Origin of the sequence: Methanobrevibacter sp. (assembly GCF_045120835.1) — an archaeon.
Classification (GTDB): Archaea; Methanobacteriota; Methanobacteria; order Methanobacteriales; family Methanobacteriaceae; genus Methanocatella.
Map to the genome: position 1 here is coordinate 1 of NZ_JBGVFE010000079.1, position 12,531 is coordinate 12,531.

General features: G+C 34.0%; 3 protein-coding genes. All 3 read left to right on the top strand.

Annotated elements, in window-relative coordinates; translation table 11 throughout:
• Positions 1-7 precede the first annotated feature (7 nt).
• Positions 8-10,615, top strand: a complete 10,608-nt coding sequence (gene dltA, locus ACJMLO_RS07200; protein WP_405295390.1) for a D-alanine--poly(phosphoribitol) ligase subunit DltA — start codon at positions 8-10, stop codon at positions 10,613-10,615.
• A gap of 71 nt (positions 10,616-10,686) precedes the next feature.
• Positions 10,687-12,054: an MATE family efflux transporter gene (locus tag ACJMLO_RS07205; protein WP_405295353.1), complete on the top strand. Its 1,368-nt coding sequence runs from the start codon at positions 10,687-10,689 to the stop codon at positions 12,052-12,054.
• Positions 12,055-12,083: 29 nt separating this feature from the next.
• Complete coding sequence (locus tag ACJMLO_RS07210; RefSeq protein WP_405295355.1) at positions 12,084-12,242, top strand: hypothetical protein; 159 nt, start codon at positions 12,084-12,086, stop codon at positions 12,240-12,242.
• Positions 12,243-12,531 lie beyond the last annotated feature (289 nt).

Below are 12,531 nucleotides of genomic sequence, written 5' to 3' on the forward strand. Positions count from 1 at the left end.
ATATATCCTGGATAAGGAATTCAGACGTGTGCCTATTGGAGCGGTTGGCGAATTATATCTGTCCGGCATTCAACTAGCTGATGGTTACTTGAATAGACAAGAAGAAACCTCCAAGGCATTCATGACCAATCCATTTGAAGACAATGAGGAATATGGCAGATTGTATTGCACCGGTGATGTGGCAAGGATGTTGCCTGATGGAACATACGGTATTGTGGGCCGTCGGGACAGTCAAGTAAAAGTGAGAGGAAACCGTGTGGAACTGTCAGAAGTCGAAATTACAATCAGAAATATGGACATCATAGAGGATGTTACAGTCAAAACAATCAAAAATAGAGCTAACCATGAATTGGTGGCTTATGTTGTTTCATCAGAGAATATTGGTGATGATGAACTTAGAAATCTTGTCTGCGATTATGTAAGTGAAAATGAACCTGAATATATGGTTCCTTCATTTGTTGTCAGACTGGATGCCATTCCTTTGAATGTCAACGGTAAAGTTGATAGATCTGCATTGCCTGATGTGGATTTGAGTACTTTGCATGAAGAGTATATCGCTCCAACAAATGAAATTGAAAGACATATTGTTGACACTTTCGAACTTGTGTTTAATCAAAAAGGCATTGGATTAAATGACAACTTTATTCGTTTGGGTGGAGATTCTATCACTGCAATTCGTGTTATTTCACTTTTAGAGAAAAATGACATTTCCTGCAACGCTAGAGATATATTGAATTATAAAACTCCGTATCTGATTGCACAAAATGTTCAAAGCATTGAAAGTGTTTCTTATGATGCAGTTGAAGGCTCAATAGATTTGCTTCCTATCCAAGAATTTTTCTTTGATCAAATCAATAGGGATAATTTCTCACAACATTTCATCTTGAAATCCAATGAAAAATTGGATAAAGATACTTTGCAGAAGTCTTTCAATGAATTGTGCAATGTTCATGACATGCTTCGTGCAAGATATGACATTGATGAAAAGGGGGATGTGAATCAAGAGATATTGCCTGTGCATAATCAAATTTGCGAGATAAATGAATATGATATCTCTGATGACATTGAAGAGTCACTTAAAGAAATCTTCATAAAATCATTCAATTCATTGAATATTGACAATCTAATTGAAATTAATCTGATTCATCACAATGATGCTTCCTATCTCATGTTAATTATTCATCATTTAATCATTGACGGAGTAAGCTGGAATATTTTAATCACCGATTTGACACATATCTACAACAGTTTAAAGGTTGAAAAACAGATAAGTCTTTCAAGACCTTACCCATATAAAAATTGGGTGGATGATGTTAAGGATTTGCTTAGAAACATTTCCCCTGAAGAAAAAGAACATTGGACTAAAATAAATGCTTTGCTGGATGATTATTCTATAAAAGGCGATGCAAATCCATTTGCATTTAGAGTTGATGCGAATTATGATATCAATAGTCTTTTGATGTTGTCTGAGGAGGAATATTGGGCTTTGGCAATCGCAAGAGCTTATAAAAAGACATATAGCAAAGACATAATATTCAATCGTGAGACCTACGGTCGTGATGAAAGCATCGCGAAATTAAACAGAACAATCGGCTGGTTCACCAGCCAGTATCCAATATTGGTCAATGTGGACAATGCTTATGATGATGTTTCATTAATGAATGATGTTTATAACCTCAAAACTGCATTTAAAGAGGCCAATAATTTGGGTTTGAATTATTACTCATTAATCTACACAGCAAAAGAATTGGAATTCAAACCTTGTCCAGTCACCTTCAATTTCTTAAGCAGTGAATTTTCATTTAAAAATGAATTGTTCGAATCATTTATTCCAGAATCATCTCCCGATTATGAGGAAATGAAACAGGATTTGGAATCTTATGGAATCACATTCAATGTTGTGCGCAACGGCAATTCATATGAAATCACCGGAGATTATGCAGGCAACACATATATTGGTGATGAATTCAATGCATTTATTGAAAATATTAAATATGAATTGGAATTCATTGGCAATCATAAATTTGAAGATGATAATGTCGTCTGCTGTTTATCTGAAGCCCAATTAGGTATCTATCTAGATGAAAAGGTACATGAAAAAGATGTTGCATATTCAACTACCGGAATTCTTGAATGTAGTCAGGATAATTCAATTGATGAAATTAAAGATGCCATTCATGCTGTAATCAGGAAGCATCCTATCTTGAAAGGTCGTGTTTTGGATACTGCAAATATGCCTCTTTTAATTTGCGACAGTTATCCAACTGTTGAAATGGTTGACAAGGGGGATTGTCCTGATTTGATTAAACCGTTTGATTTGGATAAATCCTTAGCTCGCTTCTTCATTGTAGATAGTGAAGACAGCAGATTTGCATTCTATGATATCCACCATATGATTAGTGATGCAACTAGTCATACAATCATTAAAAATGAATTAAAGCATGCTTTGATGGGTAATTTGGATGATGCTATCGATTATGGCTTTGTTTATGCCAACCATGATTCATTTGAATCAAAATACGATGAAAAATATAAATATGCTCAAGAATTCTTCCATAATACTTTCGCTGATATTGATGACATCCAGTACTTATTAGGGGATGTCAATGGAAAAATGGGCAGTGTCAGCCTTCCTGTCAGAGGCATTCGTGAAAATGTAGAATTATTCGCACAAAACAATAACATTACTGTGGGCAGTTTATTGAATGCCGTATTTGCATATACATATTCACGTTTCACAGGTAGTGACAAGGTTTACTATAACTTTACTGAACACGGCCGTCATGAAGATTACATGCAGGATGCTGTGGGCATGTTTGTTCGAACTATACCTGTCATTGTTGGGTGTGAAAATAAATCCGTTAATGATTATGTAACCGATGTGGCTGATTTAATCCTGAAATCAATGGCCAACAGTATTTATCCATTCAGATTGACTGCACGAGAATTTAATTTAAGCAATGACGTTGCATTTGAATATAACTACGATTTGAATGAATTTGAAGTTGGTGATGATATAGTAGTTAGGGATGATGCAGACAAGGTCAGCGACTTTTTATGTGTTGTTAATGATTTGGAAGACGGTTTTCTCATTACAGTAAGTCATTTGGACAAATTTAGCCAACATACTGCAACACAATTCGTTAAAGTATTCAAAGAAGTGTTAATTCAATTTTTGAAAAAAGAAAATCTTGGAGATATCGATTATATTTCCACAGAAGACATTGAACTTTTGGACAGCTACAACAAGACAGAACATCCTTTGGTTTGGAATGATATTCTTGATGCGTTCAATGACAATCTTTCCAAATATCCTGAAAACAGGCTGGTTTCCTGCAATGATGTTTCCTACACCTATGCTGAAGGCGCTTATGTAGCCGATGCAATAGGCAAGAAACTTCTGGAATTAGGCATCAAACCTCAAGAATGCGTTGGATTTTTAGTTCCTCGCTCTGAATTGTACATGTTCTGTATTTTGAGCTGTATGTCTGTAGGTGCTGTTTATGTTCCTTTAGATGATACACTACCTGACGAACGAATCGCCTTTATGATGAAAGATACAGATTCGAGGGTGATTATTGCCAGTGATAAAACTTATGAACGTGCAAAAGAGTTGTCTGATGGCATTTCCATTTTAAACATCTCTGATATCCTTAAGGAAGATATAAAATCTTTATCTTCTTTACCTGTGGTTTATGAAGATATTGCTTCCATTCTATATACTAGCGGCACTACTGGAGTTCCTAAAGGTGTAAAAATTACTCGCAGAGCTATTCTTAACGTGGCAACCTACTATGGCGAAACATTCTGTTTAGATAGTAGTGATGTTTATGGATTGTATGCTTCAATTGGCTTTGACGCTGGCGTAATGTCAATATTCAAGGCAATTTACTCTGGAGCTTGCTTATCAGTGGTTCCTGAAGAAATCAGATACAATATGTATAAACTCAATGATTATTTCATTGAACAGAATGTAACACATACAATCATCACTACCCCTGTTGGAAAACTCTTTATGCATGAAATTGATGATTCATCACTGGATTATCTGTTTGTCGGCGGGGAAAAGCTTGGAGAAATTGAAAGTCCAAAAAATTATCAATTGGTGGATGAATATGGTCCGAGTGAGGCAAACAACTTCATTTCTTCAATAAACAATTCAGATAAAATTCATTACTCATCTGTAGGTAAGCTAAATTACAATTCCAAAGCTTATATTTTGGATGATGAGAAAAGACGTGTGCCTTGTGGCGCCACAGGTGAATTATACTTGGCAGGTTATCAGATTGCTGATGGATACTTGAACCGTGAAGAGGAAACAATAAAATCTTTTGTTGAAAATCCTTTTGATGAGGAAGAGGATTATAATACATTGTATCGTACTGGAGATTTGGTGAGGGTTTTGCCTGACGGATCGTTAGCCATTGTAGGTCGTCGTGATGGGCAAGTAAAAGTAAGAGGAAACCGTGTGGAACTATCCGAAGTTGAATCAGTCATTCGGAAATTGGATTATGTTAGTGATGTTACAGTTCAAACTATTAAAAGCAGTTCCAACAATGAATTGGTCGCCTATGTAGTTCTATCTCATGAAATTGACGATGTTAAAGATTCCGTTTGTGATTATGTAACTAAATACAAACCAGACTATATGGTACCTTCATTTGTAATTGAATTGGATGAAATTCCTTTAAATGTTAACGGTAAAGTCAACAGGTCTGCATTGCCGGAAGTTGATTTGGAAAGTTTGCATGATGAATACGTTGCCCCAGCAAATGAAACTGAAAAGCATATTGCCGAGGCTTTCGAATATGTATTTAATCAAAAGGACATTGGCGTAAATGATGATTTTGTTCGTTTAGGTGGAGATTCCATCACTGCCATTCGCGTTATATCAATCTTGGAGAAAAATGATATCTCCTGCACTGCTAGAGACATATTGAACTATAAAACCCCAAGTCGGATTGCACAAAATGTCCAAATTGTGGAAAGTATTTCATATGATGCAGTGGAGGGTACTGTAGATTTACTTCCAATCCAGGAATATTTCTTTGACCAAGTCACTTCAGATAAGTTCTCACAATATTACATTTTAAAATCCAATGAAAAATTAGACATAGACACCCTACAGGAGTCCTTCAATGAGTTATGCAATGTTCATGATATGCTTCGTGCAGATTACAGTTTAGGTGAGAATGGGGATGTAATTCAAGAGATATTGCCTATCAATAGCAAGATTTGTGAAATAAATGAATATAACATTTCAAATGACTTTGAAGAGTCAATAAAAGACATATTTATAAAATCACTTAATTCTTTAGATGTAGAAAGCAACTTAATTGAAATTAATTTGATTCATCACAAAAGCACATCATATCTTATGTTTATCATTCATCATTTGATTATAGACGGCGTAAGCTGGGACATTTTAATCACAGATTTAACCAATATCTACAACAATCTAAAAGCAGGAAAAGAAATAGGGCTTCAAAGACCATATCCATACAAAAATTGGGTAGAAGACATTAAAAATCTGGTCAATGACATTTCACCTGAGGAAAAACGATATTGGACTAAAATCAATGATTTATTGGATGATTCCTCTATTAAGGGCAATGCAAATCCATTTATATTTGATGTTGATGTAAATTATGATATTGATAATCTTTTGATGTTGTCTGAAGAGGAATATTTGGCCTTAGCAATTGCAAGAGCATATAATAAGACCTATGGCAAAGACGCAATATTCAAGCGTGAGACATATGGCCGTGATGAAAGCATTGCAAAGATTAACAGAACAGTCGGCTGGTTCACTAGCCAATATCCTATATTAGTCGATGTAAACAATGATTATAGTGATGTTTCTTTAATGAATGATGTTTATAATATTAAATCTGCATTTAACGATGCCAATAATTTGGGTTTGAATTATTATTCATTAATCTATACAACAAAAGAATTGGAATTCAAACACTGCCCAGTCACTTTCAATTTCTTAAGCAGTGAATTTTCATTTAAAAATGAATTGTTTGAATCAATTATTCCAGAATCATTATTGGACAGTGAGGAAACAGACATTTATAAACACAGTTTAGAAACCTACGGCATTACCTTCAATGTTTTTCGTGATGGAAATTCATATAGAATTAATGGGCAATATGCGGGAAATACCTATATTGGCGATAAATTCAACAAATTCATTGAAAATATTAAATCTGAACTTGAATTCATTGGCAATTATAAATTCAAAGATAATAACATTGTTTGCTGTTTATCTGAATCCCAATTAGGTATCTATCTAGACGAAAAAGTTCATAAAAAAGGTTTGGCTTATTCAAACCCTAGAATATTTGATTGTGATTCTAACTATACAATCGGCGAAATTGAAGATGCAATTCATGCTTTAATCAAAAAACATCCTATCTTAAAAGGTCGTGTTTTAGATACTGCAAATATGCCTCTTTTAATTTGTGATAGTTATCCATCTATTGAAATAGCTAAGGATGAAAATTATTCCGATTTCATCAAGCCATTTGATTTGGATAAGTCTTTAGCTGCTTTTATAATTGTGGATAGCGAAGCCGACAAGTCCATAATCTATAATGTGCATCACATCATTAGTGATGCAACTACTGCCACACTTATCAATAAAGGATTAGAACTAGCCTTAATGGGCAAATTAGATGATGAAATTGATCTGGGCTTTGTTTACGCTAGTCGTGATTCATTTGAAGTACAATATGACAACAAATATGAATCTGCCCAAAAATTCTTCCAGGACAATTTCGCAGATATTGATGAAGTCCAATACCTTTTAAGAGATGTTGATGGAAAAATTGGTAGTGTTGGCCTTCCTATCAGAGGCATTCGTGAAAATGTTGAATCGTTCACTAAGAAAAATAATATTACTGTTAACAATTTATTGAATGCCGTATTTGCATACACATATTCACGTTTCACAGGCAGCGATAAAGTTTATTATAACTTTACTGAACATGGGCGTCATGAAGATTACCTGCAGGATGCTTGGGGAATGTTTATCAGAACAATTCCAGTTATTGTTGACTGTGAAAATAGATCCGTTGCAGATTATGTAGATTATACTTCTGATTTAATCTTAAAATCAATGACCAACAGTATCTATCCATTCAGATTGCTTGCAAAAGAGTTTGATTTAAACAATGATGTTATTTTCGAGTATAATCATGATTTAAATGAATTTGAGATTGGTGATGAAATAGTATTTAGAGATGATGCAGATGGAGTCAGTGATTTCTTATGTGTTGTTAACGATTTAGAAGATGGTTTTGTTGTTAGCGTAAGCCATTTGGATAAATTCAGCCAAAATACTGCTAAACAATTTGTTGAATCATACAAGTTAATATTAGAACAAATAATTTCTGTTGATAAATTAGAAGAAATCGACTATACTGCAAATGAAGACATTGCCCTTCTAGACAGCTATAACCAGACAGAGCATGATTTGGATTATGAAGATATTTTAGACGCCTTTAATTATAATCTGTCTAAGCATCCTGAAAACAAATTGGTTGAGTTCAATGACCTTTCCTACAGTTATGCTGAAGGGGCATATATTGTAGATGCAATTGGAAGAAGACTCATTGATTTAAGCGTTGAACCCCAAGACAAGGTCAGCTTTTTGGTTCCGCGCAGCGAACTGTATATGTTCTGCACCTTGGGAGTCCTGTCAATAGCTGGAATCTACGTTCCATTGGATGATACCCATCCTAATGAACGTGTGGAGTTCATGATAAAAGATACCGACTCCAAGGTCCTCATTGTCAGCGATGAAACCTATGAACGGGGGTACAATCTGGCAAAAGATCGCATTATTCTAAACATATCAGACATCATCAACGGTGAAATCAGAACTTTAAATAAACTGGATAATACTTACGGCGATTTGGCCTGCATATTATACACAAGCGGCAGTACTGGCATTCCTAAAGGTGTAAAAATCACCAGAAAATCATTAGTTAACTTCATAGATTTCCATGTTAATGATTTGGACATTCTCCCTGAGGATGTTTATGGCTTATTTGCTTCCATAGGTTTTGATGTTGCGATGGCAGCAATATTTTCGGTAATATATTCCGGTGCCTGCTTAAACGTAATTCCTAATGATATAAAATTAAATATCTCCGCAATGAATAAGCATTTCATGAAACATGGAGTTACACACACATATATAACCACACAAATTGCCAAACTATTTATAAGCCAAATTGATGAAACATCCCTAAAAGTACTTGTTGCCGGGGGAGAAAAATTAGGGCAAATAGATGAAATCAGAAATTACAGGATTGTTGATGCATATGGACCAACCGAAGCCTGCGTATATGTGATCAGTGCAGATACAACAAACAAAATCGATTACAGCAGTGTGGGGTATGTACAAAACAATACAAAAGCATACATCCTGGATAAAGAATTTAGACGAGTGCCGATTGGAGCAGTCGGAGAATTATATCTGTCGGGTATTCAACTAGCTGACGGTTACTTAAATAGACAAGAAGAAACCTCTAAAGCATTTATGAGTAATCCATTTGAAAACAATGAAGAATATGGTGGATTATATTGCACAGGCGATGTGGCAAGACTGCTTCCAGATGGAAGCTACGGCATTATCGGCCGTCGTGATGGCCAGGTAAAAATAAGAGGAAATCGTGTGGAACTCACTGAAATCGAATCAGTGATAAGAAAGATGGACAACATTGAAGATGTGACAGTCCAAATTAGCAAAAACAACACAAACAATGAACTAGTAGCCTATGTTACTTTATCTAAAGATTTAAAAGAGGATTTAGTTGATTATGTTCGTGAATATGTCTTAAAACACAAACCAGAATACATGGTTCCATCATATGTAGTAAAACTAGACGAAATCCCATTGAATGTCAATGGTAAAGTCGATAAGCGTGCTTTGCCTGATGTAGATAAAACTAGTTTGCATGCAGAATATGTTGCTCCAAGAGATGAAAATGAAAAAGAAATTGTTGAAGCCTTCGAAAAGGCATTGAAGATAGAAAAAGTTAGCATTTACGATGATTTCATACATTTAGGCGGAGATTCACTTACTGCAATCAGATTACTGTCTTATATAACCTCACATGACGTGACCATGGCAGATATTTTCGCTTTCCGAACTCCCGAAGCAATTGCAAAAAACATGTCCGATTATTCTTTTGATTTGGACATTTATTCATTGGAAAGTGGATGTCCATTGAATTCAGCACAGATTAATGTGTTTGCAGATGTGAATGTTTATAATAAAAAGAATGCCTATCATATTCCTGGTTATATTTCTATCCCTAAGGAATACAGTCTTGAAAATATACTTGAATCATTGGATAAACTATTGGATGCCCATCCGATTTTAAGCATGCGCTTAAGTGATGAATATGAAGTAAATGATAATATTGACATGAGCAATTTGGATTTGCTTAAAGACTTAATGACTACAGCTAAAAAATACGGAATAAATGAAATTATAAATCTGATTAAGGCACATGGAGCGGATGTGAGAGGACTTTATAATATGCTTAGAACCATTATCAGACTGTTTAAGGGAGAATATCCATATTTGGTAAAAGGTGCAAAACCTCCAATTTCAGTGAAAACTGATGCGGGTGAGGATAACATTATAGATTTCTTTTCTGAAAGTTTTGATTTATATAATTATCTGTCCAAGTTCCTGATTGTTGAAAATAAAGATTCATATTACTTGATTTATTGGATTCACCATATTATTTTTGATGCAATATCTGCAGGAGTATTCCAGAAGGACTTCATGACCCTTCTTAATGGTGGTGATGTTGCTTTTGACGATACATTCCTAAAAACATCAGCATTTACACATCAAATTAAAAATACCGAAAAGTTTGATGAAGCAGGTGAATTTTATGAGCCTATTTTATCGAATATTGATGATGTGGGTGTTTTAAGAGAGGACAGTTTGCCTGAAGGATATAGTTCTTCAGTTTATGATTTGGAATTTGACAAAGCTGCATTCAAATCATTTTTAAATAAAGCAGGGATAAGTGAAAACGTATTTTTCACAAGCATATTTGCCTATACATTATCCCAGTTTTCAGATGGGGATAAGGTTTTATTTACAATGATTGAAAACGGACGTGACAGATTCCCTGAAAGTTTCATAGGAATGACATCAAATGTAATGCCAATAATAGCAGATTGTAAAAATCAAAGCATCAGTTCATTCATGGAACAAATGGCAGATACCGTTTATGAGGCATTAAGATATAGTTATTATCCAATTTTACTGCTCTATCAGAAATATAATTTTGAGGTCAATATATTATTCCAATTTATACCAAATTGGATTATAGATGACTTCAATACTATTGACGATGCTGAATCTCATGAAATTTATAATAAAGTCATTAATAGCTTCCAAGATTCTTTAACAGAATTTCTTGTTCAGGTTTATCAAAACGGTACCGATTACAGGCTAGTATTTACAAATTCAAACAAATATTCTGATAAGATGATAAATGATTTCAAAGATGTTTATATTTCAGTTTTATCAAAAATCATTAATGATGACATGTCTTCGAATTTAAACTCCATTAAATGAAACAACTGAGTGGATGAAATTAACTAATTCCAAGGATTTCCATCTGATTTGACTTAATCGGGAGATAACTTATGGAAAATAATGCACAAACCAAAGAAAATATTGATCTAATTAGAGGTGAACCAGAAAAAGCCATTAAAAAGTTATCTGTGCCAACGATGCTTGCAATGCTTTTCGTTGCAGGTTATTATCTTGTTGATGGCATATGGGTTGTTGGCCTGGGACAAACTGCAATCGCAGGCATTGGTTTTCTTAATCCTTTTTTCATGATTTTACTTGGAATAAGTCTGGGTCTCAGTACCGGTGTAGCAAGCAGCATTAGCCGTTTTATAGGTGCAAAGGATCATAATGGCGCAAATATGTCGGCAATGCATTCAATTTTAATTTTAATAATAGTGTCAATAATTTTAACATTATTATTGTTTTTCTTACAAAAACCCTTGCTGATTCTTTTAGGTGCAAGCGGTGGATCTTTAAATGAAGGTCTGAAATATGGAACTCCATTATTCTTGGGTCTGACCGCAATGGTATTTACAATTGGTTTGACTGGAATACTGCGGGGCGAGGGAGACATGAAAAGACCAATGTATGGCATTGGTTTTGCTGTAATACTGAATACAATACTTGATCCGATTTTCATCTATACCCTGAATCTTGGTTCTGCAGGTGCATCGATTGCAACAGTGTTCAGTTGTTTTATTGCATTAACTGTTATGCTATATTGGATTTTCATTAAGAAAGACACCTACGTTGATGTTAACTTTAAAACTTTTAAATTTGACTCTGAAATATCTTTTGACATTTTAAAGGTCGCTATTCCTTCATCAATGGAAATGATTATACAAAATATTGCTTTAAGCATGTATTTAATATTTATTTCAATAATTAGCGGTGATTATGGGGTTGCGGTATTTTCATCAGCTCAAAGATTATATACCTTTGCGACATTACCTATAAATGCTATAGGCACAACAGTTACTACAGTTTCCGGCAGCGCTTTCGGTGCCAAAAATGAGGATTATCTATCAAGAAGCCATCTTTACGGATCAAAAATGTCCATGATTTTGGCAACATTATTTTTAATTATTTTTATTTTATTTGCCAATCCCCTGGCAAGTATACTTGCATTCACTCCTGAAACTTCACATTTGATTGGAGGAATTGCAGGTTTTCTTCAGATTGGAACTTTATGTCTGCCTTTTATAAGTATTGGATTAACATCTAGTTATTTTTATCAGGGAATAGGGAAAGGAACAACAAGTTTGGCCTGGACAATAATACGTGAAATAATATGTACAAATGTATTTATATATGTATTTGGAATATTGCTCGGTTGGGGTTTAATCGGTGTTTGGGCAGGTTTGTCTGTTGGAAAATCAATTGCAAGTGTTTTAAACTTCTTATTTGTAAGGCATATCATTAAATCATTGAAATGGTGAATTCTATAAGAATATTTCTATTGCTTTAAGTGAATTTATGGAAACCGTATTCACAAAGCCTTACATTGAATGTGCATTATACTTATCAGTCTAAGGATTATTCAAAATATGAAAATTATATTTTCTCTGAAGAAGAAAAAAGACAATACCACGAGGAATTTTCCCGCAGGACTTGGATAATTGACTAGTGAATTTATAACTTCATTCATTTGAAGTTGAACTCTATTCTTCATTTTTTTATAGTGCTTCATTCAAGTGAAGTAATTTTTTTAACTATATCTAAATGAAGTACTTCAAATAATTAAAGTACATATTTTATGAATTACATAATGAATTGAATGAAATATTTTTATAAAAAATATGATTAGAATAATCTAGTTTGTGTATCAATATCATGAGGCTCTAAAACTTCCCTAACAATATCATCATCTTTAATATTTCAAATTAATAGTAAAAAATCAGTATTATGCATTTCTT